The sequence below is a fragment of the Arthrobacter sp. PAMC25564 genome, from assembly GCF_004798705.1.
GTDB lineage: Bacteria > Actinomycetota > Actinomycetes > Actinomycetales > Micrococcaceae > Arthrobacter.
The window spans coordinates 447,889-474,343 of the sequence record NZ_CP039290.1; the positions used below are offsets into that span (position 1 = coordinate 447,889).

A 26,455-nucleotide genomic window follows, 5' to 3' on the forward strand; every position below is an offset into this window, starting at 1 on the left:
CGACTGGGCCGGGATGGTGATCTGCGTCTCCACCCAGAATGGCAACCGGGCAGGAAGAGACCTACCCCGCTTCCGATGATCGGAAAAAGTGGACCGGGCCGCCCGGTCGCTGCGGCCAGGGGCCGCCAGGGGCCGCCAGGGACCGCCAGGGACCGCCAGGGACGGCGGGGGTGGCTAGAGGCGGCGGGATCCCCGCGGACGGTTTTCCGCTCCAAGCCCGCGCGAGATTCCGTGCGCAGCGGTGAGCAACGCCGGAACGGTGATGGGCACATCGGCCTCACCCCGCGGAACAATCGCGTTCAGTGCGGCGACTATCTTGTTCTCGGGGCCGAAGACGGGGACTGCGATTCCCAGCCAGTCGGTGACGCCGATGCCCGGCAGCGCGACGAATCCGCGCTGCCGGATCTCGGCAAGGTGTTTCCGGATAATCAGGGGATCCGTGATGGTCTCCGGGGTCACCTGCTCCAACCGCCCGGCGAGGACTTCGTCCTGGCGGGAGGGCGGGGAATAGGCCAGCAGGACGAGCCCGGATGAGGCGGCATGGACGGGCATCCGCTGGGCAATGTGGGCCGAGTCCAGAGCGGAGTCGGCGGCGGAGAGCCGCTCCACATAGAGCACCGTGCCGCGGTCCAGCACGGCCAGGGTGGTGTGCTGGTGCACCGCCGCCTGGACATCCTCCATGAAGGGCAAAGCAACTTCATGCAGGTTCAGCGCCTGCGAGCCGCGTGCCGCGAGCTCCCACATACGCATCCCGACCCGCAGTTCGCCGTCGTCGGAGCGCTCGATCAGCCCGTGCCTGGCCAGCTCTTCCACCAGGCGGTGGGCGGTGGTCAGCGGCAGGCCGGCCCGCCGGGCAAGTCCGGAGAGCGACATTGAGGGCATCTGGCGGTCAAAAGCGCTCATCAGCCGGACGACGCGGCCGATGACCGAATCACCGGAGGGAGAGTTAGCCACCCTCACAGTCTCCCACCCAAGGAACATTCTTCCGTTCATCGGTAAGGCCCATATTGCGGCCGATGTGCTCTGTGTCACCGTTGCTCAGGACACAGGCCAGAAGCACCGGACCAGCCGCAGCGTAGCGGCCGAGGAGAGCGACAACATGGAAATTTCAGCCGGACGCGTGGCAGGAAAAATCGCAATCGTGACAGGCGGACGCGGGGACCTTGGCGGCGCCACTGTCCGCCTGCTGGCCGAGCACGGAGCGAAGGTCGCCAGCCTGGACGTCGCCGGTATCCCCGCCGGTGAACCGCACCCCGGAGTGACCCAGTACGACGTCGACGTCACCAGCGAGGACAGCGTCGCCGACGCCGTGGCGCGGATCCGGGACGAGCTCGGAGCACCGGGCGTCCTGGTCAATGCCGCCGGAATCATCGGCCGCGCCGGGGCCTCCCACACCGCATCGGTCGATGACTTCAACCTGATCTTCGACGTCAACGTCAAAGGCGTCTGGCTGATGACCAAGTACGTGGTCCCGGCCATGATCGAGCAGGGCGCCGGGAGCATCATCAACTTCTCCTCCATCCACGGGATAACCGGCGGCAGGAACGTCCCGCTCTACCACGCCACAAAGGGCGCCGTCCGGCTGCTGTCCAAGTCCGATGCCGCCACCTACGGCGAGCACGGCGTCAGGGTGAACTCGATCCACCCGGGCTCGATGGACACCCGGATGAGCCGGCGTTCCGCCGAACAGTCCTCGATCGGCGCCGAGGCTTACTACAAGCAGCTGGTCGGCTCGAACCCGCTCCCCCGCCAGGGCGAACCCGATGAAATCGCCTACGGCGTGCTCTACCTGGCCTCGGACGAGTCCCGCTTCACCACCGGCTCCGAGCTCGTCATCGACGGCGGCTACACCGCCGTCTGAGGCCGCACCCCGCCAGAACCACAACTGTCAGAGGGCTCCCCATCAGGGGTTCCCCGCACCAGCCAGCCTCCCCAGCACCTGATCCACCCGAAAGGTCCCACCATGAAATTCCTGAACGGAACCGAAACCAACCGCTACGACGTCGTCGTCGTTGGCTCGGGCGCCGGCGCCCTGACCGCCGCCGCGACCGCGGCCCGCGCCGGCAAGTCCGTCGTCGTACTGGAAAAAACCGAGCTCCTCGGCGGCACCTCGGCCGTCTCCGGCGGCATGCTCTGGATTGCCGACAACCACTACGCCAGGGCCGCGGGCATCGCGGATTCCAAGGAAGCGGCCGCCGAGTACGTCCGCGCCGTTGCCCGCGGGCGCGGCCGGGACGAACTGCTCGACGCCGCCCTGGACTATGGGGACACCATGCTGCGGTTCACGGAAGATGAGTGCGGGGTGAAGTTCATCTTCCTCGATAACTTCCCGGACTACCGCCAGGATCTGCCCGGCGCTGTCGACGGCGGCCGCACCGTGGAGCCCCAACTGGCCAATATCCGCGAGACCCTCGGGGAGCTGGCCGCACATGTCCGCTCTGACGGCCGCGCGCCCTTCACCATGCAGGAATACGAGAACTGGGGTGCGTTCACCAAGTTTCCCTGGGATGACCTGAACCGGCGCCAGGCTGACGGGCTGGTGGCCAAGGGCCATGCGCTGGTCACCATGCTCCTGGGCAGCCTGGTCCGCGACGGCGCCTCACTGGTGGTCGGCGCCCGCGGCCACCGCCTGCTCACCGACGGGGTCCGCGTCACCGGCGTCGAGCTGGAAAGCGGTGAGATCTTCGAAGCCAACGACGGCGTCGTGCTCGCCACCGGCGGGTTCGAATGGGACAGGAAGCTCGCTGATTCCCTGCTGGCCTCGCGCCTTTACATCATGTGCTCGCCTCCCGGAAACACCGGTGACGGCCTGAAGATGGCCCAGCGGCTCGGCAGCCAGACCCGCGGCACCCGCGAAGCCTGGTGGGCCCCGATGGCCATCACCGGTGACACCCGCGACGGCCAGCCGATCGGCACCCTGCTGCGCTTCGAGCGCCAGGGTCCCGGCTCGATCATGGTCAACCGCCACGGCGAGCGCTTCGCCAACGAATCCCAGAACTACAACGACCTGGCCCGCTGCCTTCAGTCCTGGGACTCTCCGAACAACCAGACCCTTAACACCCCGGCGCACGTCGTGTTCGACGAGAGCTACCTCGAGCGCTACGGCATCCTGGCCCACCGGGCCGGCCAGCCCACGCCGGACTACCTGATCGAGGCCCCGACCCTGGCCGGGCTGGCCGAGAAGATCGGTGTTCCCGCAGCCGCCCTGGAAGCCACCGTGGAGCGGTTCAACGAACACGCGGTGCTGGGCGAGGATCCGGACTTCGGCCGTGGGGAGAGCGCCTACGACAAGTACTGGGGCGATGAGGAATGCCCGTGGCCGAACCCTTCGCTGGGGCCGCTGCAGTCCGGGCCGTTCTACGCCCTGGAGGTAGTCAACGGAGCCTTCGGCTCCAACGGCGGAGTCGCCACCGATGGCCTCGGCCGGGTGCTGGATGTCGACGACCAGCCGATCGGTGGGCTCTTCGCGGCCGGCAACACCACCGAAAACGCCTATGCCGCGGGCTACCCCGGCGCGGGCGCCACCCTGGGCCCGATCATGACCATGGGCTACCTCGCGGGCCGCACCATCGCCGGGCAGCCGGCGGAGTACACCGCGGCCACCGAGCTTGCCGGGACGCACGCATGATCCGCCATACAGTCCTGTTCAAGTTCAAGCCCGGTTTCCCGCCCGCGGACCGGCAGGCCTGGATTGACGGACTGGACCGGATGGACGGCAACATTCCGGGGCTGCTGAAACTCACGCACGGCCCGGATGTCGTGAACCAGCAGCGGTCCTTCGATTACGCCATCGTGGCGGACTTCGACCGGCTCGAGGACATCGCGGTCTACAACACCCACCCGCTGCACGAGCCGCTCAAGCAGTACTCGTTCCCCAACAGCGAGCAGATCCTCTCGGTCGACTTCGAACTCTGACCCCGCATCCGGGATCCCGGCGGCGTCCGGCGTGCCGATCTACTAGAGTATTTGGATCAAAGCCCTCGCCGATCCCACCACAGCGCCCGCCGGCACTCCTGCCGGCGGGCCGCCCCTGGCCGTGCTCCATGAAGCACTGGCTGACTGGTTCCGGGCCCATGCCCGGGAACTTCCGTGGCGGGCCGCGGACCGCACCCCCTGGGGCGTGCTCGTCAGCGAGATCATGCTCCAGCAGACACCGGTGGTCCGTGTCCTGCCCGTGTGGGAGGAGTGGCTGCGGCGCTGGCCGGAACCGGCCGGCCTGGCCCGGGAACCCGCCGGGGAGGCGGTCCGGTCCTGGGGGCGGCTGGGTTATCCCCGCCGGGCCCTGCGGCTGCACGCGGCCGCCGCCGCCATCGTCAACAACCATGGCGGCGACGTGCCGGCCAGCCATGCGGAGCTGCTCGAGCTGCCCGGCGTGGGCAACTACACCGCCGCGGCCGTTGCCGCCTTCGCATTCGGCCGCCGGGAAACGGTGGTGGACACCAATATCCGCCGGGTCCACGCCCGCCTGCTCTCCGGCACAGCCTTGCCGGCGCAGGCCCTGACCGCCGCTGAAATGCGGCTCGCGGCACAGGTTCTCCCGGACGACGTCGGCGCTTCGGTGCGCTGGAACGCCGCCGTCATGGAGCTGGGGGCGCTCGTGTGCACGGCGCGGGCGCCGAAGTGCGGGGAATGCCCGGTGCGCAGCTCCTGCGCCTGGCTCGCAGCCGGCGAGCCGCCGCCGACGTATACGCCCAAGGGGCAGTCCTGGCACGGAACGGACCGGCAGGTCCGCGGCGCCGTGATGGCGGTCCTCCGGATGGCCGAGGCGCCGGTGGAGCCGGAACTATTCCAGCGCGCCCCGGCGGACCTTGGCTTCGCGCCGGAGGGGATCGGCATTCCGCTCGCCGCTTTGCACCGGCTCAACTCGGCTCCCGAGCAGCTTGAACGCGCCCTGGCCGGCCTCTTGAGCGACGGGCTGGCGGAACTCCATCTGGGCGGCTTCCGGCTCCCGGCGTGACTCCCGGGACTCTTGGCCCCCGGGATCTGGCCCCCGGGACCTGGCCCCCGGGACCTGGCCGGGCACGCCCCACCGCACTACGCTGAAGCATGCGCAAGTCCGCGGCGGCCGTAGCCCTGACCGGCATTTCGCTCACCGGCGCGCTCCTGATGAGCGGATGCCGGGCCGGGACGGTCTGCCCCGCGATCGGCCAGGCGCCCCTGGTCGCCCTGACCGTTGCCAAGGACTACGCCGCTTCGGTGCGGACCGTCCACCTTAGGGCATGCCAGGCCGGCCGCTGCGCGGAGGCTGACCTTCAGCTCGTACCGGGGTACACGACCGTGGACCAGGGCTGTGGACCCGGTCCGGAGGACGGCGAGCGGCCCTGTTCGGCAAGCTCTTCCCCTGACGGCACGCTCCGGGGAATGCTGATGTTTGATGGCCTGACCGGAGACAGTATCGAGGCGACGTCCACCGGAACGGATCCCGGCGGCCTCCCGCTGCCGGTCCGGACGCTCACGTTCACGCCGCGCGTGGCCTACCCCTTCGGCGAGAAGTGCGGCCGGTTCATCACAGCCGGCCTCGTGCTGGATGCCGGCGGCCTTCGGCAGGGTCCCGAGGCGCCGGCCCCGGTCCGGCCCGCTCCGGGGTAACCCTTGGGCCCTACGGAATAGCGGCAGGGCCCTATGGTTCCCCGAAGCCCGACTCGACCAGGCCGCCGACATAGCGCATCGCCTTGGCGGCGTCCGGCCCGCTCGCCTCCACATGGAGCACGGTTCCCTTGGGCGCCCCGAGCATCATGAGCTCCGTCATCGAGGTGCCGTCAACGCCGTTGACCGTCACCTCGACGTCCATGCCGGACAGCCCGCCCGCAATCTTCGCCGCCGGCCGTGCGTGCATTCCGGCCTGGTTCACGAGCTCGAAGTCGCCCGTCGCGTCCGGCGGCTGCTGATGCTCGCGTGCCGGCATTTCGGGGACCGGCGGGGGCCGGTAGACCGCCTCGGCGGCTTCCTTCACGGCTTGCGCGTCGGCCCCGGCCTGCGCCGCGACGGCGGCCGCGACGAGCCCCTCCACTAGCGGGGCATCGGCGAGCAGCACCGACTCCGGATCCGCCGCGAATTCCACTGCCGACTCCGCGGTCATCACCGCCGAGCCCAGATCCGTCAGTATGACGACTCCGTCGCCGGCATCCGCGCCGCCGGCGGCCTGTTCCAGTGCTGCCATGATCTTTTCCAGGCTCGTGCCGATCCTGCCATCGTCGGTGCCTCCGGCCGGGAGAATCATGACGTCGGGCGCCATCTGGGCGGCAAGTTCGACGGCGCCGTCGGCGATCTTCCCGCTGTGTGAAACGACGACGAGCCGGACCGTCATTCGGCGGCTCCGGCCGCGGCGCGCAGGATCAGGGCGCTGGAGACGGCGCCGGGGTCACGGTGGCCGATGCTGCGCTCCCCCAGGTAGCTGGCGCGTCCCTTTCGGGCGAGCATGGGATCCGTGGACACGGCCCCGGCCTCGGCCGCCTCCGCCGCGGCCAGCAGCACCTTGTGGACATCGCCGCCTCGGGCGGCAGCCGCGGCCGCTTCTATTGCCGGCGTCCACGCGTCCACCATCGTCTTGTCCCCGGACTCTGCCTTTCCTCGGGCGACAATACCGTCGCGGGCGGCCTGCAGGGCCGTCGCCAGCGTGGCGGCGTCGACGTCGGCGAGGTCCCCGAGCGCTGTGGACGCCCGCAGGAAGGCCGTCCCGTACAGTGGGCCGGCCGCACCGCCCACCTTGGACATCAGGGTCATCGCCGTCAGCTTCAGCGCCGCCGCGGGGGTTTCCGGGGGCAACTCTGCCAGTTTTTCCATCACGGCCCTGAAGCCGCGGTCCATGTTCTCGCCGTGGTCGGAATCCCCGATCGGCCGGTCCAGCTCAATCAGTTCCACCCGGTGGTCCGACATTGCCTGGGCCGACAGGGTGAGCCACCGCACCGCCCAGTTGACGTCCAGCCCCACGGTCAGACGCCCCAACGGAGGGCGGGGGTGTGGACGGGAGCGTCCCACAGTGCCGTCATCTCGTCGTCAAGGCGCAGGACCGTGATGGAGCAGCCCTGCATTTCGAGGGAGGTGATGTAGTTCCCCACCAGCGAGCGGGCCACGGTGACGCCCTTCCCGGCGAGCACCTGCGCGGCCCGGCGGTAGACGATATACAGCTCGCTCAGCGGCGTCCCGCCCATGCCGTTGACGAACAGGAGCACCTTGTCGCCGGAGGCCACACCGAGGTCGCTGATGACCGGGTCCAGCAGCCGGTCCGTGATGCCGTCGGCGTTTTCCATCGGGATGCGGTGCCGGCCGGGCTCACCGTGGATGCCGATGCCGATCTCGATCTCGTTTTCCTCCAGCTCGAAGCTGGGCACGCCCGCATGCGGGACGGTGCAGGCGGTCAAGGCGACGCCCATGCTGCGGACGTTCTGGTTCACGCGGTCACCGATGGCGGCGACGGCGTCGAGGTTGTCCCCGCGCTCGGCGGCCGCCCCGGCGATCTTCTCCACGAGCACGGTGCCGCCCACGCCGCGGCGCCCCGCGGTGTACAGCGAGTCCTGCACCGCGACGTCGTCGTTGACCAGGACCGTGCGGATCTCCACGCCTTCGGCCTGCGCCAGTTCCGCTGCGGTCTCGAAGTTGAGCACGTCGCCGGTGTAGTTCTTCACGATATGCACGACGCCGGCGCCGGAGTTCACGGCGAGCGTGGCCGGCAGGATCTGGTCCGGGGTGGGCGAGGTGAACACGGCGCCGGGCACGGCGGCGTCGAGCATGCCCATCCCCACATAGCCGCCATGCAACGGCTCGTGGCCGCTGCCTCCGCCGGAAACGAGCCCCACCTTGCCTGCCACCGGCGCATCCTTGCGGACGATGTACTTCGGGTCCGCGAAGACGGTCACGAGGTCGGCATGGGCAAGCCCGAACCCCTCCACTGACTCGTCGACCACGGCGCGGGGATCATTGATGAGCTTCTTCATGGCGGTGCTCCCTGGATGGTGTCCTGGCTGCTTGTCTAGACCCTACTACCGGGACCCTGCCAGTGGTAGGCACCGGTTCCAAACGGCTGAAGCGGAGCCTGGAGACTGCGGAAATCCCAGGATCTGCTGGTGTCCGGGGGACGTCGTCAGTCAGGGCCGCCTGTCCGCCCATGCCGGAAGTCCGGCCCCGCGGGCGCTCCGGCGGCAGTCATTTGAAATGCCGAGAAACCTGGAAAAATTAGGTCTTTGTGCAATTTCTTTGCCTCCGGAAGATGACGGCCCGCCCCCTGGGCCGGGATCAGTTTATCCACCAAGTTTATTGAGCGGAAGTCCCGGAGCCGGGCCGCGGGGCAATGCATCTTCGGGGCTTGTCGCCGGCCGCATTTAATGCGGTTTTGGAGCCGTTAGAGGGCCTTGATCATCCTGGTATTGCCAAGGGTGTTGGGCTTCACCCTGGCCAAATCCAGAAACTCGGCGACGCCCTCGTCATGCGAGCGCAGCAGTTCCGAATAAACCTCCGGGTCCACGGCCGTCTGGTCCGCCATGACTTCAAAACCGTGCTTCTTGAAGAACCCCACTTCGAAGGTCAGGCAGAAAACACGGGAGACTCCCAGGTCCTTGGCATCCTCCAGCAGCCGTTCGACAAGCCGGTGCCCTACTCCCGTGCCCCGCCAGGACGACGCTGCCGCGAGCGTCCGCACCTCGGCCAGGTCCTCCCACATGACGTGAAGAGCGCCGCAGCCGATCACTTCACCGTCAGGGGATTCGGCTATCCGGAATTCCTGCAGGCTTTCGTAATACGCCACAGTCTCCTTCGCCATGAGGATCCGCTGATCGGCCAGCGGCGCCACCAGCGACTTGATGGCCGCTACATCACTGGTGCGGGCAGGGCGGATGCGGATCGTCTCAGTCACAGCCCAATCCTACGGCGCCGCCGTCTTTCCGGCGCCCCGCCCGTGCACAGCGGCGACACGGCAAAGGCCCCGCCAACTCCTTTCGGAGCTGGCGGGGCCCTCGCATTTGGTACCTAGACGCTCGGAGCGATCTCCGGGATCCGCGGCTTGGAGGTGCCGGCGAAGGTGAACTTGGCCTCGTCGCCTTGGCCGTCCACATCCACCACCACGATGTCACCGGCGTTGAGCTCGCCGAAGAGGATCCTCTCGGAGAGCTGGTCCTCGATCTCGCGCTGGATGGTGCGGCGCAACGGCCGGGCACCCATGGCGGGATCGTAGCCGCGGGTTGCCAGCAGCACCTTGGCCGCCGGCGTGAGCTCGATGCCCATGTCCTTGTCCTTGAGGCGCTTCTCCAGCCGTCCGATCATCATGTCCACGATCTCGATGATCTCGTCCTGGGTCAGCTGCGGGAAGACCACAACGTCATCAACACGGTTCAGGAACTCCGGACGGAAGTGCTGCTTGAGCTCCTCCGTGACCCGGGCCCGCATCCGGTTGTAGCCGGTCTGGGTGTCCGTGCCGGACTGGAAGCCGGTGGCCACGCTCTTGGAGATGTCCCGGGTGCCGAGGTTGGTGGTCATGATGATCACCGTGTTCTTGAAGTCCACCACGCGGCCCTGGGAATCGGTCAGGCGGCCGTCTTCCAGGATCTGCAACAGTGAGTTGAAGAGATCGGCGTGGGCCTTCTCCACTTCGTCGAAGAGCACCACGGAGAACGGACGACGGCGGACCTTCTCGGTCAGCTGCCCGCCTTCCTCGTAGCCCACATAGCCCGGAGGGGCACCGAAGAGCCGTGACACCGTGTGCTTCTCCGAGTACTCGGACATGTCCAGGGTGATCAGGGCATCTTCGTCACCGAACAGGAATTCGGCAAGGGCCTTGGCGAGTTCGGTCTTGCCGACGCCGGTGGGGCCGGCGAAGATGAACGAGCCGCCCGGACGCTTCGGGTCCTTTAGGCCTGCACGGGTGCGGCGGATGGCCTGCGACAGCGACTTGATGGCCGCGTCCTGGCCGACGACGCGCTTGTGCAGTTCGTCTTCCATCTTCAGCAGGCGCGAGGACTCCTCCTCGGTGAGCTTGAAGACCGGGATGCCGGTGGAGTTCGCCAGCACCTCGGCGATGAGTTCCTCATCCACCTCGGAGATGTCGTCCATGCCGCCGGACTTCCACTGGCGTTCCTTCTCGGCGCGTTCGGCAATGAGCTTCTGCTCCTTGTCGCGCAGCGATGCGGCGCCTTCGAAGTCTTGGGCATCGATCGCGGATTCCTTCTCCAGCTTCATGGCGGAGATCTTCTCGTCCATGATCTTCAGCTCCGGCGGGGCCGTCATCCGGCGGATGCGCAGCCGGGCGCCGGCCTCATCGATCAGGTCGATCGCCTTGTCCGGAAGGAAACGGTCTGAGATGTAGCGTTCGGACAGGCTCGCGGCCGCCGCGAGGGCGCCGTCGGTGATGGTGACGCGGTGGTGTGCCTCATACCGGTCGCGGAGGCCCTTGAGGATCTCGATCGTATGTGCGACAGAGGGTTCCTTGACCTGGATCGGCTGGAAGCGGCGTTCCAGGGCAGCATCCTTCTCGATGTGCTTGCGGTATTCATCCAATGTGGTCGCACCGATGGTCTGGAGCTCGCCGCGGGCCAGCATGGGCTTCAGGATCGACGCCGCGTCGATGGCGCCTTCGGCCGCACCGGCACCGACGAGGGTATGGATCTCATCGATGAACAGGATGATGTCGCCGCGGGTGCGGATCTCCTTGAGGACCTTCTTGAGGCGCTCTTCGAAGTCACCGCGGTAGCGGGAGCCGGCCACGAGGGACCCGAGGTCCAGGGTGTACAGCTGCTTGTCCTTGATGGTCTCGGGCACGTCGCCGCGGACAATCGCCTGGGCCAGGCCCTCGACGACGGCGGTCTTGCCGACGCCGGGCTCGCCGATCAGCACCGGGTTGTTCTTGGTACGGCGGGACAGGACCTGCATGACGCGTTCCATTTCGGATTCGCGCCCGATCACCGGGTCCAGCTTGTTCTCGCGCGCAGCCTGGGTGAGGTTGCGGCCGAACTGGTCCAGGACCACGGAACCGGCAGGGGTGCCTTCGGCCTGGCCCGGGCCGACGCCGGCGCCGGTGGTTTCCTTGCCCTGGTAGCCCGAGAGCAGCTGGATGACCTGCTGGCGGACACGGTTCAGGTCCGCGCCGAGCTTGACCAGCACCTGGGCGGCAACGCCTTCACCCTCGCGGATGAGGCCGAGCAGGATGTGCTCGGTTCCGATGTAGTTATGCCCCAGCTGCAGGGCCTCGCGCAGCGAGAGCTCCAGCACCTTCTTGGCGCGCGGCGTGAAGGGAATGTGGCCGGACGGGGCCTGCTGGCCCTGTCCGATGATCTCCTGCACCTGCTCGCGGACGCCGTCGAGCGAAATGCCCAAGGACTCAAGGGCTTTGGCGGCCACACCTTCACCCTCATGGATCAGACCCAAGAGGATGTGTTCGGTACCAATGTAATTGTGGTTCAGCATGCGTGCCTCTTCTTGGGCAAGCACAACTACTCGACGGGCACGGTCCGTAAATCGCTCAAACATTTCGCCACACTCCTAGCTACGACTTACTCTGATGCTACGTGGCTGGCTACAAGATTTGGGGTTTGTTCGCCACAGGGGAAACCCGGAGGCATCCGCGCCGACACACAACCCCCGGCAAGGCTGCCCCGGAGGGGCGTCGACAGGCCGCAACCGGGGCCCACACACGCCAGTGCCCCCACCGGGTGGCGGGGGCACTGGCGTGTGTGGCGGTCAGACCCGGGAAAATCTAGGAATTGGCCTTCTGGTAGGCTTCCTGAATTTCAGCCTGGATACGGCCGCGGCTGTTTACCGCATAGCCGTTGTCCCGGGCCCACTGACGGATCTGAGCGGAATCCTGATTCCGTCCGCTTGAAATCTTGGTCCGCGTGGCGCGGCCGGTTGATGTTTTGCGTGCATGGTTTATAAACCGCTCAACGGCCGAGCGGAGTTCTGAAGCATTGCCTGCCGACAGGTCGATCTCATAGCTGACGCCATCTAGGCCAAACCGGACAGTTTCGTCCGCGGATCCCCCATCCAGATCATCCACGAGGATGATTTTTACTTTCTGTGCCATAAAGACTCTCTTTCCAAAAGGACGAGCTTTTTAACAAAGCAGGATGTGTATATGAAAAGTATCCTCTGCTTTATGGCAAGGCGTCAAAGTGGAAAACTCCGGCCAAAGGAAAACCAAAGGCCGGATTAGCCGCTATTTGCTATTCCCTGCGGAATGCCCTTCTGCCGGACCGGCATCCTGGCCACGCGCTTCGGCTTCAGCCTGGGCGCGGGCCTCAGCCTGGCGCTCCGATTTGTCCGCGTTGAAGATCGATTTCATGGCGAACCAGAAAATAAGGCCGACGACGACGGACGGCAGCAATACGGCAATGTAGTCCACGCTCAGTGTCCTTCGGGCTTCAGCAGGGGGAACAGGATGGTCTCGCGGATTCCGGCGCCGGTGAACAGCATCACCAGCCTGTCGATGCCAAGGCCGATGCCGCCCATCGGCGGGGCGCCGTATTCCAGGGCACGGAGAAAGTCCTCGTCCAGCTGCATGGCCTCGACATCGCCCGCGGCGGAGCGTCGGGACTGCTCGGTGAGGCGTTCGCGCTGGATCACAGGATCAATCAGTTCGGAGAAGGCCGTGCCGCGTTCCATGCCGCCGATGATCAGGTCCCAGGCTTCGATCAGCCGGTCATCCTCGCGGTGCTGGCGGGCCAGCGGCTGCGCGGACGGCGGGTAGTCGTAGACGAAGGTGGGGTTCAGCAGCGTCGGCTCCACGAGTTCACCGAAGAGCTCGACGACGAGCTTCTCGGCATCCCAGTTGGCATCGACCTTGACTTCGTGCGTGGCGGCCAGTTCCAACAACTCCGCGGCGGGGGTGTCCGGAGTGATCTCCCGGCCCACGGTTTCGGACAAGCCGGGGTAGACCGCCATCCAGGCCCAGTCGCCGTCGAGGTTGATCTCCCCGGCCTCGGTCTGCAGGACGCGGCCCACGCCGGCTGCGTCGGCGGCATCAAGGATGATCTCCTTGATCCGGTCCGCCATAACGAACTGGTCGGCCCAGGCCTCGTAGCTTTCCAGGGTGGTGAACTCGGGGCTGTGGGTGGAGTCGACGCCCTCGTTGCGGAACACGCGGCCCATGTCATAGACCCGGTCGATCCCGCCGACCACGGTGCGCTTGAGATACAGCTCCGTGGCGATGCGCAGCGTCATCTTCTGGTCGAACGCGTTCATGTGGGTCTCGAACGGGCGGGCCGTGGCGCCGCCGTGGACCAGCTGCAGCATCGGCGTTTCCACCTCGACGTAGCCCTGGCGGTGCAGGGTCTCGCGGATGGAGCGGGTGATCGCCGCCCGGGTGTAGACCATTTCGCGGGCCTCATCGCGGACCATGAGGTCAACGTAGCGCTGGCGGACGCGGGTTTCCTCATTAAGTTCGGCGTACAGCACGGGCATGGGGCGCAGTGCCTTCGACGCCATGGCCCAGGATTCGGCCATCACGGAAAGTTCGCCGCGCCGGGAGGAGATGACCTCGCCCTTGATGAAGACGTGGTCGCCCAGGTCCACGAGGGACTTCCAGTCCGCGAGGGCTTCCTCGCCGATGTTGGCCAGGCTCAGCATGGCCTGCAACCGGACCGCCTTGCCCTCCGCGCCGCCCTCCTGGAGGGTGACGAAGCACAGCTTTCCGGTGTTCCGGATGAACACGATGCGGCCGGTCACGCCGACGATCTCGCCGGTGGTCTCGTCGGCCTGAAGGTGGGCGTACTTTTCGCGGATTTCACCCAGCGAATGGGTGCGCTCGACACCCACCGGATACGCCTCGATGCCGCGCTCGATCAGCTTGGCACGCTTCTCCATCCGGATGCGCATCTGTTCGCTGGCGTCGGCTGGTTCGGCGGCGGTGATCGGGGCGGGGGTGTTTTGGGAAGTCACAATCCCCAAGTTTACCGGGAGTTCCGCCCGCACCGGTTCCCGCAGCCGGGAAGGCGTTCGGGAATAGACTCAGGGCTGTGGAGACCTGGACGGTGGGCACTGACGACGGCGGCGGGCACCTGGAGGTGCACACGTTCCGCCCGGCCGCCGCGGGCATGGCGCCGGCAGCGCCCGGCGGCGCGGGGGCCCCGGAGGGTGCCGGCGTCGTCGTGGTTCACGGGACGCTGGTCACCGACGCGCTCTACCGGCCCTTCGCCCGGAAGCTCGGCCGCCTGCTGGGGCGGCCGGTGCACTGCTACAACCGGCGCGGGCGCGCCGGATCCTCGCCCCAGCCGCCGGGCTACTCCGCCGCGACGGAAACCGCCGACCTGGCCACTGTGCTGCGCGAGACCGGTTCGACCGACGTCGTGGCGCACAGCTACGGCGGCTTCGTGGCCATGCAGACGGCGCTGGCCGTCCCCATCCGCCGGATGGTGACCTATGACGCGGCGGTGTCCCTGTCCGGAAACCTCAACCGGCGCTGGCGCCCCGAGCTGGAGCGTTCGGTGGCGGCCGGGCAGCTCGATGACGCCTGGGCGCATCTGGTCCAAGGGCTGGAAACAGCGGGGCCGGTATCCAAACTGCCGCTCGGCGCGCTGCGCATGCTCAGCATCCTCTCCGCCCGGACCAGCCTGGGTGCCGAAATGCGCGAACTGCTGCCCACCGCCGTCGCGGAGATGCGTGCCGTGCTCGACGCCGACGCGGAGCTGGCAGACTTCAGCGCCGTCACCACTCCCACGCTGATGCTCAGCGGCGGCTGGAGTCCCGCGTACTTCGCCGAGACCGCGCGGCAGCTCGCGGCGGCGGTCCCGGCCATCGAATTCGCGTTGGTTCCGGGGCAGCTGCACGAGGGCCCCATCCGTCCCGGCAACCGGCTCGCCCTGACCACGGCGAGGTTCCTCCTTGGCGCACCCGGCAGCGCCGGCCCGCTCCCCGGACGCCGGCGGCGCTTCCGCCCGGGCCCATAAGGAGGCCGGCGGGCTGCGCGCTTACGGATGCCTCGGCTAGGCTCGGACCATGACCCGCGAGAACATCAGAACCCCCGACGGCGGAACGATTGAGCTTTTCAGCACGGGTGCCGAGCTGGCCTCGGCAGGCTCGGGCGTCGTCGTCGTTCCGGCCTCCATGGTGACAGCCGCCGATTACACGCGCTTCGCGCAGAAGCTGAGCGCCTCGCTCGGCAGGCCCGTGCACACCTTCAACCGGCGCGGACGCGGCTCCTCCTCCCCGCAGCCGGAGGACTACACCCTGGACGTGGACATCCGCGACCTCCACGCGGTGATGAAACACACCTCCAGCACCGATGTCTTCGGACACAGTTTCGGCGGCGCGGTGGCCCTGCACGCGGCCCGCACCCTGCCGGTGGAACGGCTGGCCGTCTACGACCCGGCCGTCTCGGTGAACCACAGCGTCACCGCCGACTGGACCGCGGAATATGAGCGCGCGACGGCGGCCGGCGACGACGACCGCGCCCTCGCGGTGCTGGTCAAGGGCCTCGAAACCGGCAGCGCCCTGTCCCGAATGCCGCTGTCCATGCTGACCCTGGCCAACAAGCTGGCGTCCGGCACGCCGCTCGGCAAGCAGTTGCGCGAGCTCATGCAGACCGGCGTCCGCGAGATCAAGGCCATCATCGCCGCCGACATGCCGGCCGAGCCGTTCCTGGAACTGCCCCTGGAAACGCTCATCATTGTGGGCGAGAAGAGCCCCGCGTACTTTGGCGTGGCCTGCGCCCAGATCCACGATGTGCTTTCCGGCTCGAGCTACACGATCCTGCCGGGCATGGGGCACGACGGCGTCAACAAGGCCCCGGACCGGCTGATCTCCGAGCTGAGCGCCTTCTTCGCCGGCTAAGGCAACGCGGGGTCAGATGCGGCCCATGTTGCCCGGCGGCACCGGCGCTACGTGACCCCGCGTTGCGTTATTTGGCGGCCGGCTGTTCGGCCCCGGCGGTCTTGCGCATCATGACGGACAGCACGACGGCGGCGAGGGCAATGACTGCCGCCGTCAGGAACGCGGCGTGCATGCCGGCGACGATTCCCGCGGCGGCGGATACAACGGCGTAGATCGAAACCAGGAGCGCCGTACCGGCGGCGCCGGCCACCTGCTGCAGTGTGCTCATGATCGCCGAACCGTGGGAGTAGAGGTGCGGCGGCAGCGGGTTCAGCCCGGTGGTGAAGGCCGGCGTGAACAGGAGTGCCAGGCCCAGGCTCAGGGCCACATGCAACGCAATGATCCACCAGACAGGCGTGCCCGCATCGAGCATGGAGAACTGCCACAGGGCCAGCACCATCAGGACCGAGCCGGTGACCGTCAGGGGCAGCGGCCCGACCTTGTCGAAGAGCCGGCCGATGAACGGACCCAGCAGGCCCATCGCGAGGCCCCCGGGCAACAGGGCAAGGCCCGTCTCCAGCGACTTCAGCCCGCGGATTTCCTGCAGGTACAGCGGCAGCAGGATCACCACGCCGAACAGGGCGATCATGGCCACCACCAGCAGCAGCACGGACACGGTGAACATCCGGAAGTTGAACGCACGCAGGTCCAGCAGCGGCGCGTCGGACCTCTGCAGCCTCAGCTGGCGAAGCACGAAAGCCAGCATTGCCACGACGCCGACGGCGAGCGCAATGACGGCAGGGCTGCCGGATCCTGCGCTGCCGCCGCCGATCTGGCTCAGCCCGTACACGAGCCCACCAAAGGCAGGCACCGTCAGCACGACGGACAGGGCATCCAGCCGGGTCTTCTCCGTTTCGCCGACGTTCCTCAGGAACCTGGCGCCGATGGCAAACGCGGCGAGGGCGATCGGCAGGACAAAGACGAACATAAAGCGCCAGGAAAAGTGCTCCAGGATCAGGCCGGAAACCGTGGGGCCCATCGCCGGCGCGACCGAGATGGCGATGCTCACGTTGCCCATCACGGCGCCGCGGCGCTCCACCGGCACGAGCGTGAGGATGGTGGTCATCAGGAGTGGAAGCATGATCGCCGTGCCGCAGGCCTGGACGATGCGGGCCAGCAGCAGGACTTCGAAGCCCGGCGCCAGGGCAGCCAGCAGCGTGCCGCCGGAGAACAGGCCCATCGCGAGCATGAACACGGCACGGGTGGAGAGACGCTGCAGGATGAACCCGGTGGTGGGAATCACGACGGCCATCGTCAGCATGAAGCCCGTGGACAGCCACTGCACGGTGGGCGCATCGATGTCCAGGTCCACCATCAGCCGCTGCAGGGCCACGTTCATGATGGTCTCGTTGAGGATCACGACGAACGTGGCCACCAACAACGTGACGATGATCGTGACGGATTCCCGGGAGATCTTCGCCGGGGCGGCGTTGGTGGTGACGTCTGTCGACATGGGTATTCCCTCAGGGAGTTGGGTGTGGGTCCGGCGAGCGTCGGCGCTGCTGCAGGTTCAAACAGCCTAAGCCCCGGCCGCATTCCCGTCTGAAGGCAACGCGGGGTCAGACACGGCCCATGGAGAGCCACCGGATGGGCGCCAGGTGACCCCGCGTTGCCTTTAGTTCAGGAGTCCAGCGGCACGTTGTCGATCAGCCGCACCGGGCCGACCTTGGCTGCGATGATGGCCAGTCCCTCGCCGCGGAACGGGGTGTCCTTGCAGTTCTCGGCGAGCGGTTCGAGGGTGCGCGGATCCACGACCTCGAAATAGTCCAGCCCCACGAGCGGCTGCGATTCCACCAGCGCCCGCGCAGATTCCAGGTCCAGCGGCTCATGGGCCTTGGCCCGTTCCTCGATCAGCCGCAGGGCCCGGGACAGCACGAGCGCCGCCTCACGCTCCGTCCCGGACAGGAATCGGTTGCGGCTGGACAGCGCGAGGCCGTCCGCGGAGCGCACGATCGGCACGGCCACGATCTCCACCGGGAAGTTCAGGTCTTCGACCATGCGCCTGACCAGGGCCAGCTGCTGCGCATCCTTCTGGCCGAAATAGGCCCGGTACGCGGAGAGGCCCGCCCCGGGCATCCCATAGTGCAGCAGCTTTGCCACAACGGTCAGGGCGCCGTCGAAGTGTCCGGGACGGGAGGTGCCCTCCCACTTCTCCCCCATCGGCCCCGCGGTGATCCGCACCAGCGGCTCTCCGCCGGGGTAGACCTCATCCACCGAAGGTGCGAACGCCAGGTCCACGCCCTCGGCCTCCAGCAGGGCCAGGTCCGCATCCAGGGTGCGGGGGTAACGGTCCAGGTCCGCGGCCTCGCCGAACTGCAGCGGGTTGACGAAGATGCTCGCCACCACGACGTCGTTCTGGCCGACGGCGGTGCGCGCCAGCTGGGCATGCCCCTCGTGCAGGGCGCCCATGGTGGGGACCAGGCCCTGGGACGCGCCGCGCTTCCGCGAGAGCAGCCGGGTGCTTTGGGCGCGCAATTCGGCCGCCGTCGTCACGAGTTGGATTGCCATGTCAGGGTCCTTCCTTAGGGTTGCGCCGCTTCAGCGTCGGGGTCGCCGCCGTCGACGTCACCGCCCGGCTCTTGGCCTGCGGTGTCAAGCGCCTGCCTGATGCCGTCAAGTTGTTCCGGCCGCAGCAGTCCCCGGCTTCCTGCCCGGCGGGCCGTCGCACGGGCCATGGCCAGGTACGCCTCCAGAATATCCCCGCCGGAACCGCCGTCGTGCTCGCGGAGGGCCTCCGCGTGCGCCGCCACGGTGCCCGCGTCCCCGCGTGCCACCGGCCCGGTCAGTGCCGATTCCCCCGAGGCGAGGGCGTTTTCCAGGGTGGCCCGCAGCAGCGGCCCCAGCATCCGCTCCGGGGCGTCGACGCCGACCTCCCGGAGGAGCTGCGAGGCCTGCGCCACGAGGGTGACCAGGTGGTTCGAGCCGTGCGCGAGGGCCGCGTGGTAGAGCACGCGATCGCCCTCGGCGATCGCCACAGGCTCGGCGCCCATTTCCACCACAAGCGCCTGGGCGATCGGCAGCATCGCAGGGTCCGCCGTGACACCGAAGGTACAGTCCAGCAGCCGGGTGAGGTCCAGGCTCATGCCGGTGAAGGTCATCGCCGGGTGCAGTGCCAGCGGCACCGCACCGGCGGCGCGGACCGGATGCAGGATGCCGACCCCGAAACGGCCGGAGGTGTGCGCCACGAGCTGGCCGGGCTGCCAGGCGCCGAGCTTGGCAAGGCCTTCCACGAGCGGGCCAAGGGCGTCATCCGGGACCGCCAGCAGTACCAGTTCGGCGCGTTCCACGATGTCCTGCACCGCGAGGACGGGCACCCCGGGGAGCAGGGTTGCGGCGCGTTCGAGGCTGGCCTCGGAGACGGCGGACACCCCGATGATGGCGTGCTCGGCGCCGCGCAGGGCCGCACCGAGCACGGCGCCGACCTTGCCGGCACCGATGATTCCGACGCCGAGGCGTCCTGGCTTAGCCATGTTGCGGGCCTTCCTGTTGCTTGGGAGCCGGCCGCGCCTGCGCCAGCCAGTGTTCACTCCTCTGGAGTTTCCGGGCGGCGCGGGCGCGGACGGACTGCGCCTCGAACAGTGCCCGGCCTTCGTCCAGGCCGGCCTGGACGAGCCTCGGGGACACCGGCCCGGCCGTGGTGTGCAGGACCAGGTCAACCACCCTGAAGCGCCGGGCCAGCGGACCCTGTTCGAGCGCGATCGACTGCGTACGCTGATGCGGCACCACCACCAGGTGCCGCCACCAGCGTCCCGAGCGGATCAGCAGGGCGGTGTCCGTGGCGGTGAAGCCGTTGCGGCGCCAGCCCAGCGGCGCGAGCAGGCGGGCGCGGCGCGGCGTCGTAATGAACCCGGCGTCGGCGTCCCGCCTAGCCGCGCGTGTCCGGTCCGCCAACCCGGTGAGGCCCGCGGTGAAGACCCGCACCGGGTCCGGGGTCCCGGGATCGGGCAGGACCAGGGAGAGCATCGACAGCACGTCGGCCACGGTCCCGACGGGCAGGAGCGTTGTCCGGGCCGAGCCCTCCCCGCTGTTTCCCGCGGCCCCGTAGCCGGCCACGTTGACCTGCATCCGGTACCAGCCGAAGATCCGCCACAGCGGCGGCTGGCTGACCCGCAGCGCCTGGATCCTGCCCGGCGGCAGCGTCTGCGCCCGGGTGTCCAGCAGCCCGTAACGCAGCCTGATGCCGTCCGGGGACACGGCGGCGGTGAAGTTGTAGCCCTTGCTGAACATCGACCAGTAGGCGGCCACCAGGCCCAGCGCCGCCGGGATCAGGTAGAGGTAGAAACCGCGGTTCTCGGTGACGGCGGACAGCACCACGGAGGCAACGGCGCCCAGCACCACACCGACGCTCTGCTCGCTCAGGACCAGCGATCCGGCAAGGCGCGACGGCGGTACGGTCAGCACCGCCTGTTCGGGGGCCTCGGCGGCGGCTGCCCCGGGGCGCTCCGGATCCGGCGCGACGCCGGCCGCGCGGGCCAGGATCGTCGCACGCAACTGCCGCGCCTCCTCCATCCGGAGGTATGCGAGCCGCACGGCCGACTCCCCGGCGTCGGCTACCTCAAACCTGAGCTCGGCCAGTCCGAAGATCCGGGCCAGCAGCGGCTGCACGACGTCGATCGCCTGCACCCGGTCCAGCCGGGCCTGCCGCTGCTGCTTGAAGAGGAAACCGGTGTTGACGCGGACGTAGCCCTGCGCCACCTGATAGCGGGTGAAGTACCAGCTCAGGATGTAGCCGAGCACGGTCAGCAGCAGCACCGCCCCGCCGCCGAGCAGCAGCCACGGCGCCCGGCCCGCGAGCCGCTCGTCCACCAGCGGAGCCCCCTGCAGGAGCCGCTCGAAGGTGTCGCGGCCGAAGAAGAATCCCATCGCGGCCAGCGCCACCCAGCCCCGGACGAAGGGCGACGCCGGGTGCACCCGCCGCCAGCCGCCGTCGGGCGTTTGATCCGTCCCGGCCCCGTCGGACAGCTGCGGGGCAACCCCGTTGCCGCCGGGCATCACAACAGGTCCCTCATGGCCAGGCCGTCACTGCGGATCCGTCACAGCCCGGCCAGGCGGGCTTCGCCGCGGACGGACAGCTGCTCGCGGAGCCGCGCGCCCTCGGCGGCCGGCAGGCCAGGAATCCCGGCCGTGGTCCCGGCGGAGGCGGTGTGCAGTTTCACGGTGCACAGGCCCAGGCCGCGCTCCACCGGCCCCGCACCGATATCCACGTACTGCATGCGGCCATAGGGGACCACAAGCGTGCGCTGGAAAAAGATGCCGCGGCGGATGAGCAGGTCGTCCTCGCGCTCGGCGTAACCGATGGAACGCACCTGGCGCGGGATGAGCACCAGCCGCCAGAGGGCCAGGAGCAGCATCGCAACGGGCACGGCAACCGCCAGCCACAGCGGGGGCCACGTCCACGATCCGGCCAGGACAAACACGAGCGGCAGCGACAGCACGGCGACAGCGATGAGGTTTCCGAGGGCCCAGCCCGCGAGGCGCACCGTGATGTATCTGGGCGAGACCCGCAGCCAGGTGATTCCCGGCGGGTCAATCGCCTCGGTATGCATATTCGCCTTCCGCGGTCGGCTTGCGTTTTCCTTGCAGCCCGGGGGCCGAGTCGGCGTCGCCGTCTTCGGGCGGAATCCGGCAGAACCGTTCCACGACGAGGCCGACGACGATCATGGCCAGCCCGCCGCCGGCCATGGCGAGTGCCTGCCAGGTGATGGCCTGGTTGCTGCGCAGGTTCCAGAGCCGCAGCTGCTCCGCGAAGATCCCGGCGTGCCAGCCCAGCAACACGGTTCCCGTGTACGCGCAGGCCTGGGCCAGGACGAGGGTCCAGACGGCCAGGATGGGGTTGAGCATCTTCTTTTTCTTGCCGTTGCGCCAGCGGAGCACCCGGATGCCCAGCACCAGGGTCAGGACCAGGATCACGCCCATGGTGATGAGCGCCGTAAGCGGCAGCACCGGCGTCGCCAGGCCGTAGCGGGTGGTCATTATGGTTGCGGCCCAGCCTGCCCCGACCAGGGCCACGCAGATGACCACGAGGAGCCAGGGATTGGTCAGCTTCACGGCTGCTCCGCTCCTGCCACGCCGCTGGCGTGCTGGAAGCCGTCGAACGGCGTCAGGTCGGCGAAATCCGCGGCTTTGGCGGCGAGATCGCCGACCGGCTCGCCGTTCAGCTCGGCCGCGGGATCGATCAGCGACCACGGATAGAGCACGAAGGCCCGCTCGGCGGCACGTGGATGTGGCAGCGTAAGCGCGGGGTCCGAACTTACGAGGTCCCCGTACGTGATGATGTCCACGTCCAGGGTCCGCGGGCCCCACCGGACGCCACGCACCCTCAGGTGCTGCTGCTCCACGGCGTGGCAGTGGCTGAGCAGCTCCGCCGCGGTGAGGCTGGTCTCGACGGCGATGACCATGTTCAGGAAGTCCGGCTGGTCCGGCGGGCCGCCCACCGCCTTCGTCTGGACGATCGGCGAGATGGCCAGCAGCCGGACCTCGGGCGGATCAACGAGATCGGCGACGGCGGCGGTCAGGGTGTCGTTACGCTCCCCCAGGTTGCTGCCGAGCGCTATCACGGCGCGGGTGTAGGCGGGGCTCATGACGGGGACTGCTGCACGCGGTGCACGCTGACGGCGACGTCGGCGAATTCGACCTCGATGGGCGCCTTGGGTTTGTGCACGGTGATGTCCACGGCGGTGACGGGGAACTTCGCGAGCACGTCGTCGGCGATCCGCACGGCCAGTGCCTCGATCAGGTTCAGCGGCTCCCCCGTGATCCAGCTCCGGATGCAGTCGGCCACTTCACCGTAGTGCGCGGTGTCCAGGACGTCGTCAGAGACGGCGGCCTTGCCGAAATCGAGGTGCAGCACGGCGTCAACAACGAAAGGCTGTCCGTTGCGGCGTTCGAAGTCGAACACCCCGTGATGGCCGACGGCGGTGACACCGCTCAGCGTGATCTGGTCCATGGCGGCGGCCGGATCAGTTATGGCCGGGGGCGGCCGGCTTAGTCGCCGCGGGGGCTGAAGGTGCCATGTGTGCGGCGACCTTGACAGCGTCAAGGCTGGGGCCGACGTCGTGCACGCGGACTGCCCAGGCGCCGCGGAAGGCGCTGATCGCGGTGATGGCGGCGGTGGCGGCATCGCGTTCCGGTGGCAGGGCGGCCTTGCCGGCCACCGTCAGGAGGGTGCCAAGGAAGCGCTTGCGCGAGGCGGCCACGAGGACCTTGTGGCCCAGGGCCTGAAGGACGTCCAGGTGCTTCAGGAGTTCCCAGTTCTGCACATCGGTCTTGGCGAAGCCCAGGCCCGGATCCACGATGATCTGCTCCGGGGCGACGCCGGCGGCATAGAGCTTGTCCCGGACGCCGGCGATTTCCGCGGCGACGTCTTCCGCCACGTTCCGGTAGTCCGTCAGCGAGTCCATGGTGCTCGCATTTCCGCGGCGGTGCGTCAGGATGTAGGGGACCTTGGTGCGGGCAGCCAGTTCGGCCATCTCCGGCTCCATGGTCAGCCCGGAGACGTCGTTGATGACCGCAGCGCCGGCTTCGAGCGCGGCGGCCGCGGTGGCCGCGTGGGTCGTGTCGATGCTGACCAGGGCGCCGGCCTTCACGAGCGCCTCGATGACCGGCAGGACGCGCCGCTTCTCCTCTTCGACGCTGACCTCGGCCGCGCCGGGGCGCGTTGACTCCCCGCCGACGTCGATGATGTCGGCCCCCGCGTAGAACATCCGCAGCCCGGCGGCGATGGCGGTATCCGCCGTCGGGTGCTTGCCGCCGTCGCTGAAGGAGTCCGGGGTGACGTTCAGGATGCCCATCACGAGGGTCCGGTCCGTGGGCAGGTCCTTGAAGCGCGCCACCGGGCGGGGCTTGCGCAGGATGGGCAGGGGCGAGGTTGCCGGCCCGGTTCCAGGGGCTGCAGCGAGGGAGTCCATTGTCTGTTGTATTACCTTCCGATGATGAGGCTCATGGCTTCGGCACGGGTGGCCGGGTCATGCAGTTGCCCGCGTACCGCGCTGGTGACGGTCTTGGCACCGGGCTTGCGGATGCCGCGCATGGACATGCAGAGGTGTTCGCATTCGATGACGACGATCGCGCCGCGCGGTTTGAGGTGGGCGACGAGGGCTTCGACGATCTGGGTGGTCAGCCGTTCCTGGACCTGCGGGCGGCGGGCGAACATGTCCACCAGCCGCGCCAGCTTGCTCAGGCCGGTGACCTTGCCGTCGTGCGAGGGGATGTAGCCGACGTGCGCCACCCCGTGGAACGGCACGAGGTGGTGCTCGCAGGTGGAGTAGAAGGGAATGTCCTTGACCAGCACCAGTTCCTCATGGTCGAGGTCGAAGGTGGTGGCCAGGATTTCAGCCGGATCATGGTGCAGGCCGGCGAACATCTCGGTGTAGGCCTTGGCCACCCGCTTCGGGGTGTCCACGAGTCCGGAGCGGTCCGGGTCCTCGCCGATGGCCAGCAGGATTTCCCGCACCGCCGCCTCGATCCGGGGGCGGTCCACGGCCGAAACGGGCGTGGACGCATCCCCCGTCATCGGGGCGGCGGTGGCAGGAATATTGTCGTCGTCAAAGATGAAAGTCACGGAAACAGCCTAGCCGGGATGGCCGTCGGGCCCCAGATCCGTGACACCGCCCTGGAAGGGCTCCTGGCTGGCGACGCCCTGGGCGTGCGGCGGGAACGTGTCCAGCGGTTCCTCGAGCCGGGCGTGCGTGGCTTCCTCCTGGGCTTCCCGCTCGGCCTTCTCCATCCGGGATTCCACCGGACCGGCACCCTGGATCGGGCGGGTCTCCTTGGAGAGCCAGATCTCACGGAAATCGCGCTTGCGGATGTTGGTGAAGACCTGGGCAATCTCGGCCTGGTTCAGGGTTTCGCGTTCCAGCAGCTCAAGGGCCAGCGAGTCCAGGACGTCGCGGTTTTCGGTCAGGATGGCGTAAGCCTCGTCGTGGGCGCCTTCGATCAGGCGGCGGACTTCCTCATCGACGATGTAGGCGATCTGGTCCGAATAGTTGCGCTCGTGGCCGGCGTCGCGGCCCAGGAAGGGCTCGCCGCCGCCCTGGCCGAGGCGCACGGCCCCGACGCGCTCACTCATGCCGAACTCGGTGACCATCTTCCGGGCGATCCCGGTGGCCTTTTCGATGTCGTTGGACGCGCCCGTGGACGGATCGTGGAAGACGAGCTCTTCCGCGACGCGGCCGCCCATGGCGTACGCCATCTGGTCGAGCAGCTCGTTGCGGGTGACCGAGTACTTGTCGTTTTCCGGGACCACCATGGTGTAACCCAGGGCGCGGCCACGCGGCAGGATGGTGATCTTGGTGACCGGCGCCGAGTTCCGCAGGGCCGCCGCCACGAGGGCGTGTCCGCCTTCGTGGTAGGCGGTGACCTTGCGCTCGTGTTCCTTCATGACCCGGCTGCGCTTCTGCGGGCCGGCCATGACCCGGTCGATGGCCTCGTCGAGGGCGCGGTCGTCGATCAGGTTGGCGTTGGAGCGTGCGGTCAGCAGGGCGGCCTCGTTGAGCACGTTGGCCAGGTCCGCGCCGGTGTAGCCGGGGGTCTTCTTTGCCACGGCCCGCAGGTCCACGCCCGGAGCCATCGGCTTTCCCTTCGCGTGGACCTTCAGGATCTGGTCGCGGCCGATCAGGTCGGGGGCCTCGACGGAGATCTGGCGGTCGAAGCGGCCCGGGCGCAGCAGGGCCGGGTCGAGCACGTCGGGGCGGTTGGTGGCCGCGATCAGGATGACGTTGGTCTTGACGTCGAAGCCGTCCATTTCAACCAGCAGCTGGTTGAGGGTCTGCTCGCGTTCGTCGTTGCCGCCGCCGATGCCGGCACCGCGGTGGCGGCCGACGGCGTCGATCTCGTCCACGAAGATGATGGCCGGCGCGTTCGCCTTGGCCTGTTCGAACAGGTCGCGGACGCGGGAGGCGCCGACGCCGACGAACATTTCCACGAAGTCGGAACCGGAGATGGAGAAGAAGGGCACCCCGGCCTCACCCGCAACGGCGCGGGCCAGGAGGGTCTTTCCGGTGCCCGGAGGGCCGTAGAGCAGCACGCCCTTGGGGATCTTGGCGCCAACGGCCTGGAACTTGGCCGGCTCCTGGAGGAATTCCTTGATTTCTTCGAGTTCTTCGACGGCCTCGTCGGCGCCGGCGACGTCACTGAAGGTGACCTGTGGCATGTCCTTGTTGACCAGCTTGGCCTTGGACTTACCGAATTGCATGACCTTGGAGCCGCCGCCCTGCATGCGGGAGAGCAGGAACCAGAAGAGGACGCCCAGCAGAAGCACGGGGATCAGGAGCGAGAACAGCCCGGAGAACCAGTTGTTCTCGACCGGCTGGTCGGTGAAGCCGCTCGGCGGCTTGGAATCCGTGACGGCCTTGACGACGTCCTGGGCACGGGCGTTGACGTAATAGAACTGGACGTTCTTGCCCTTGTCCTGGCCGTCGACCGAAAGGTTGTCCTTGAGCACCAGGTCCACACGGTTCTCGGCGTCGAAAATCTTGGCCTGTTCAACCTTGCCGCCTGCGGTCAGCAGTCCAAGGCCCTTGTCCGTATCGATCCGGTTTGAGCCGCCCGGTGCCAGGGTGGCAAAGGCCAGAAGCAGCATACCGACAACGACGACAATCCAGATGCCCGGGCCCTTGAAGAAACTCTTAGCTTTCATCTGTTCGGGGCTGGCCCCGTCCCTCCTGGT

Annotated in this window: 27 protein-coding genes; 7 read left to right on the plus strand and 20 right to left on the minus strand. The window is 68.2% G+C overall.

Features of this window, described 5'->3' with window-relative positions; translation table 11 throughout:
* Nucleotides 1-174 precede the first annotated feature (174 nt).
* Nucleotides 175-954: an IclR family transcriptional regulator gene (locus E5206_RS02040; RefSeq protein WP_136321030.1), complete on the minus strand. Its 780-nt coding sequence runs from the start codon at nt 952-954 to the stop codon at nt 175-177.
* Between the two features lie 145 nt (nt 955-1,099).
* Between E5206_RS02040 and E5206_RS02045 the strand changes: the two genes are divergently transcribed.
* The 5 genes from E5206_RS02045 (at nt 1,100) to E5206_RS02065 (ending at nt 5,589) form a co-directional block, all read left to right on the plus strand.
* Nucleotides 1,100-1,861, plus strand: coding sequence for an SDR family oxidoreductase (locus tag E5206_RS02045; protein WP_136321031.1), 762 nt, complete (start codon nt 1,100-1,102; stop codon nt 1,859-1,861).
* Nucleotides 1,862-1,963: 102 nt separating this feature from the next.
* Nucleotides 1,964-3,628, plus strand: coding sequence for an FAD-dependent oxidoreductase (locus E5206_RS02050; protein WP_136321032.1), 1,665 nt, complete (start codon nt 1,964-1,966; stop codon nt 3,626-3,628).
* Nucleotides 3,625-3,915, plus strand: a complete 291-nt coding sequence (locus tag E5206_RS02055; protein WP_136321033.1) for a Dabb family protein — start codon at nt 3,625-3,627, stop codon at nt 3,913-3,915. Before E5206_RS02050 ends, E5206_RS02055 begins: the two co-directional genes overlap by 4 nt.
* 205 nt (nt 3,916-4,120) lie before the next feature.
* Nucleotides 4,121-4,957, plus strand: a complete 837-nt coding sequence (locus tag E5206_RS02060) for an A/G-specific adenine glycosylase (protein WP_346763473.1) — start codon at nt 4,121-4,123, stop codon at nt 4,955-4,957.
* An 89-nt stretch (nt 4,958-5,046) separates the two neighbouring features.
* Nucleotides 5,047-5,589: a hypothetical protein gene (locus tag E5206_RS02065; RefSeq protein WP_136321035.1), complete on the plus strand. Its 543-nt coding sequence runs from the start codon at nt 5,047-5,049 to the stop codon at nt 5,587-5,589.
* Nucleotides 5,590-5,620: 31 nt separating this feature from the next.
* Here the strand turns inward: E5206_RS02065 and dhaM are convergent, their stop codons facing one another.
* The 8 genes from dhaM to lysS all read right to left on the minus strand — a co-directional run bounded on the left by dhaM (nt 5,621) and on the right by lysS (nt 13,860).
* Nucleotides 5,621-6,307 carry a dihydroxyacetone kinase phosphoryl donor subunit DhaM gene (gene dhaM / locus E5206_RS02070; RefSeq protein ID WP_136321036.1) on the minus strand — a complete coding sequence of 229 codons (687 nt, stop codon included), beginning with the start codon at nt 6,305-6,307 and terminating at the stop codon, nt 5,621-5,623.
* Nucleotides 6,304-6,930 carry a dihydroxyacetone kinase subunit DhaL gene (gene dhaL / locus E5206_RS02075; RefSeq protein ID WP_136321037.1) on the minus strand — a complete coding sequence of 209 codons (627 nt, stop codon included), beginning with the start codon at nt 6,928-6,930 and terminating at the stop codon, nt 6,304-6,306. Before dhaL ends, dhaM begins: the two co-directional genes overlap by 4 nt.
* A gap of 2 nt (nt 6,931-6,932) precedes the next feature.
* A complete protein-coding gene (dhaK, locus tag E5206_RS02080) occupies nt 6,933-7,934 on the minus strand; it encodes a dihydroxyacetone kinase subunit DhaK (protein ID WP_136321038.1) in 1,002 nt (333 codons plus the stop codon).
* Between the two features lie 404 nt (nt 7,935-8,338).
* Complete coding sequence (locus tag E5206_RS02085; protein WP_136321039.1) at nt 8,339-8,848, minus strand: amino-acid N-acetyltransferase; 510 nt, start codon at nt 8,846-8,848, stop codon at nt 8,339-8,341.
* A 113-nt stretch (nt 8,849-8,961) separates the two neighbouring features.
* A complete protein-coding gene (locus E5206_RS02090) occupies nt 8,962-11,454 on the minus strand; it encodes an ATP-dependent Clp protease ATP-binding subunit (protein ID WP_136321040.1) in 2,493 nt (830 codons plus the stop codon).
* 226 nt (nt 11,455-11,680) lie between these two features.
* Nucleotides 11,681-12,007 carry an Lsr2 family protein gene (locus tag E5206_RS02095; RefSeq protein WP_136321041.1) on the minus strand — a complete coding sequence of 109 codons (327 nt, stop codon included), beginning with the start codon at nt 12,005-12,007 and terminating at the stop codon, nt 11,681-11,683.
* A 132-nt stretch (nt 12,008-12,139) separates the two neighbouring features.
* On the minus strand, nt 12,140-12,325 hold the full coding sequence (locus E5206_RS02100) for a hypothetical protein (RefSeq protein WP_136321042.1): 186 nt from the start codon (nt 12,323-12,325) through the stop codon (nt 12,140-12,142).
* A gap of 2 nt (nt 12,326-12,327) precedes the next feature.
* Complete coding sequence (gene lysS, locus E5206_RS02105; protein WP_136321043.1) at nt 12,328-13,860, minus strand: lysine--tRNA ligase; 1,533 nt, start codon at nt 13,858-13,860, stop codon at nt 12,328-12,330.
* A gap of 77 nt (nt 13,861-13,937) precedes the next feature.
* On the opposite strand from lysS, the gene E5206_RS02110 reads away from it, so the two are divergent.
* Both E5206_RS02110 and E5206_RS02115 read left to right on the plus strand, forming a co-directional pair.
* Complete coding sequence (locus E5206_RS02110) at nt 13,938-14,867, plus strand: alpha/beta hydrolase (RefSeq protein ID WP_136321044.1); 930 nt, start codon at nt 13,938-13,940, stop codon at nt 14,865-14,867.
* A 49-nt stretch (nt 14,868-14,916) separates the two neighbouring features.
* Nucleotides 14,917-15,750: an alpha/beta hydrolase gene (locus tag E5206_RS02115; RefSeq protein ID WP_136321045.1), complete on the plus strand. Its 834-nt coding sequence runs from the start codon at nt 14,917-14,919 to the stop codon at nt 15,748-15,750.
* Nucleotides 15,751-15,817: 67 nt separating this feature from the next.
* On the opposite strand, the gene E5206_RS02120 is transcribed toward E5206_RS02115, so the two are convergent.
* From E5206_RS02120 to ftsH, 11 genes are all read right to left on the minus strand, one after another.
* The gene (locus E5206_RS02120) at nt 15,818-17,242 is read right to left on the minus strand and encodes a DHA2 family efflux MFS transporter permease subunit (protein ID WP_136321046.1); all 1,425 of its coding nucleotides are present in this window, start codon (nt 17,240-17,242) and stop codon (nt 15,818-15,820) included.
* Nucleotides 17,243-17,409: 167 nt separating this feature from the next.
* Nucleotides 17,410-18,297, minus strand: a complete 888-nt coding sequence (panC, locus tag E5206_RS02125; protein WP_136321047.1) for a pantoate--beta-alanine ligase — start codon at nt 18,295-18,297, stop codon at nt 17,410-17,412.
* A 14-nt stretch (nt 18,298-18,311) separates the two neighbouring features.
* Nucleotides 18,312-19,259 (minus strand): DUF2520 domain-containing protein, encoded by a 948-nt coding sequence (locus E5206_RS02130; protein WP_240689891.1) that lies wholly within the window; start codon nt 19,257-19,259, stop codon nt 18,312-18,314.
* Complete coding sequence (locus E5206_RS02135; protein WP_136321048.1) at nt 19,252-20,781, minus strand: PH domain-containing protein; 1,530 nt, start codon at nt 20,779-20,781, stop codon at nt 19,252-19,254. Before E5206_RS02135 ends, E5206_RS02130 begins: the two co-directional genes overlap by 8 nt.
* 41 nt (nt 20,782-20,822) lie before the next feature.
* Nucleotides 20,823-21,335, minus strand: a complete 513-nt coding sequence (locus tag E5206_RS02140) for a PH domain-containing protein (RefSeq protein ID WP_136321049.1) — start codon at nt 21,333-21,335, stop codon at nt 20,823-20,825.
* The gene (locus E5206_RS02145; RefSeq protein WP_136321050.1) at nt 21,316-21,837 is read right to left on the minus strand and encodes a DUF3180 domain-containing protein; all 522 of its coding nucleotides are present in this window, start codon (nt 21,835-21,837) and stop codon (nt 21,316-21,318) included. Before E5206_RS02145 ends, E5206_RS02140 begins: the two co-directional genes overlap by 20 nt.
* On the minus strand, nt 21,834-22,370 hold the full coding sequence (folK, locus tag E5206_RS02150; RefSeq protein WP_136321051.1) for a 2-amino-4-hydroxy-6-hydroxymethyldihydropteridine diphosphokinase: 537 nt from the start codon (nt 22,368-22,370) through the stop codon (nt 21,834-21,836). Before folK ends, E5206_RS02145 begins: the two co-directional genes overlap by 4 nt.
* Entirely contained in the window at nt 22,367-22,735 is a 369-nt protein-coding gene (gene folB / locus E5206_RS02155; protein ID WP_136321052.1) for a dihydroneopterin aldolase, read from the minus strand. Before folB ends, folK begins: the two co-directional genes overlap by 4 nt.
* 13 nt (nt 22,736-22,748) lie before the next feature.
* A complete protein-coding gene (folP, locus tag E5206_RS02160; protein ID WP_136321053.1) occupies nt 22,749-23,696 on the minus strand; it encodes a dihydropteroate synthase in 948 nt (315 codons plus the stop codon).
* An 11-nt stretch (nt 23,697-23,707) separates the two neighbouring features.
* Complete coding sequence (gene folE, locus E5206_RS02165; RefSeq protein ID WP_136323916.1) at nt 23,708-24,301, minus strand: GTP cyclohydrolase I FolE; 594 nt, start codon at nt 24,299-24,301, stop codon at nt 23,708-23,710.
* A 57-nt stretch (nt 24,302-24,358) separates the two neighbouring features.
* Entirely contained in the window at nt 24,359-26,425 is a 2,067-nt protein-coding gene (gene ftsH, locus E5206_RS02170; protein WP_136321054.1) for an ATP-dependent zinc metalloprotease FtsH, read from the minus strand.
* Between the last annotated feature and the right edge of the window lie 30 nt (nt 26,426-26,455).

Bases quoted from the DNA above. Each gene is read 5' to 3' on its own strand.
- E5206_RS02045 (WP_136321031.1), top strand. From the start codon at position 1,100: ATGGAAATTTCAGCCGGACGCGTGGCAGGAAAAATCGCAATCGTGACA.
- E5206_RS02065 (WP_136321035.1), top strand. From the start codon at position 5,047: ATGCGCAAGTCCGCGGCGGCCGTAGCCCTGACCGGCATTTCGCTCACC.
- panC (WP_136321047.1), bottom strand. From the start codon at position 18,297: ATGGCAATCCAACTCGTGACGACGGCGGCCGAATTGCGCGCCCAAAGC.
- dhaK (WP_136321038.1), bottom strand. From the start codon at position 7,934: ATGAAGAAGCTCATCAATGATCCCCGCGCCGTGGTCGACGAGTCAGTG.
- folB (WP_136321052.1), bottom strand. From the start codon at position 22,735: ATGGACCAGATCACGCTGAGCGGTGTCACCGCCGTCGGCCATCACGGG.
- E5206_RS02140 (WP_136321049.1), bottom strand. From the start codon at position 21,335: ATGCATACCGAGGCGATTGACCCGCCGGGAATCACCTGGCTGCGGGTC.
- E5206_RS02120 (WP_136321046.1), bottom strand. From the start codon at position 17,242: ATGTCGACAGACGTCACCACCAACGCCGCCCCGGCGAAGATCTCCCGG.
- folP (WP_136321053.1), bottom strand. From the start codon at position 23,696: ATGGACTCCCTCGCTGCAGCCCCTGGAACCGGGCCGGCAACCTCGCCC.
- folK (WP_136321051.1), bottom strand. From the start codon at position 22,370: ATGAGCCCCGCCTACACCCGCGCCGTGATAGCGCTCGGCAGCAACCTG.
- E5206_RS02050 (WP_136321032.1), top strand. From the start codon at position 1,964: ATGAAATTCCTGAACGGAACCGAAACCAACCGCTACGACGTCGTCGTC.
- dhaM (WP_136321036.1), bottom strand. From the start codon at position 6,307: ATGACGGTCCGGCTCGTCGTCGTTTCACACAGCGGGAAGATCGCCGAC.
- E5206_RS02095 (WP_136321041.1), bottom strand. From the start codon at position 12,007: ATGGCACAGAAAGTAAAAATCATCCTCGTGGATGATCTGGATGGGGGA.
- E5206_RS02090 (WP_136321040.1), bottom strand. From the start codon at position 11,454: ATGTTTGAGCGATTTACGGACCGTGCCCGTCGAGTAGTTGTGCTTGCC.
- E5206_RS02055 (WP_136321033.1), top strand. From the start codon at position 3,625: ATGATCCGCCATACAGTCCTGTTCAAGTTCAAGCCCGGTTTCCCGCCC.
- E5206_RS02130 (WP_240689891.1), bottom strand. From the start codon at position 19,259: ATGGCTAAGCCAGGACGCCTCGGCGTCGGAATCATCGGTGCCGGCAAG.
- E5206_RS02135 (WP_136321048.1), bottom strand. From the start codon at position 20,781: ATGCCCGGCGGCAACGGGGTTGCCCCGCAGCTGTCCGACGGGGCCGGG.
- E5206_RS02115 (WP_136321045.1), top strand. From the start codon at position 14,917: ATGACCCGCGAGAACATCAGAACCCCCGACGGCGGAACGATTGAGCTT.
- folE (WP_136323916.1), bottom strand. From the start codon at position 24,301: ATGACGGGGGATGCGTCCACGCCCGTTTCGGCCGTGGACCGCCCCCGG.
- ftsH (WP_136321054.1), bottom strand. From the start codon at position 26,425: ATGAAAGCTAAGAGTTTCTTCAAGGGCCCGGGCATCTGGATTGTCGTC.